Consider the following 242-nt stretch of genomic DNA (forward strand, 5'->3'; position numbering starts at 1 on the left):
GGACGCGCCACCGACATTGCCAGCGTAAGCGTTGCCATCGGGGTGGCCGTACAGCTTCCAGAAGCGCAGGTTCAAGTCGGCGCCGCCTTCTTGATTGACGCCCTGCTGGCTGAAAAACTGATTGCTGGTCGGCAGGAACGTGACGGTCAGGGTGTCGCCACCAGCCGCAACAGCGTCGTCGATGATGTAGCCGAACGTGCGGCCCTCGAAATAGTGGCCGTGGTACGTCGCGAACTCCGGCT

1 protein-coding gene is annotated in these 242 nt (G+C 62.4%); it reads right to left on the reverse strand.

What is annotated here, in order from left to right; all coding sequences use genetic code 11:
- The coding region (locus N8L90_RS09475; protein ID WP_261025231.1) for a hypothetical protein at window positions 1–242 on the reverse strand (242 nt) is incomplete at both ends.

This window comes from Streptococcus mitis (assembly GCF_946190115.1).
GTDB lineage: Bacteria > Bacillota > Bacilli > Lactobacillales > Streptococcaceae > Streptococcus > Streptococcus mitis_CO.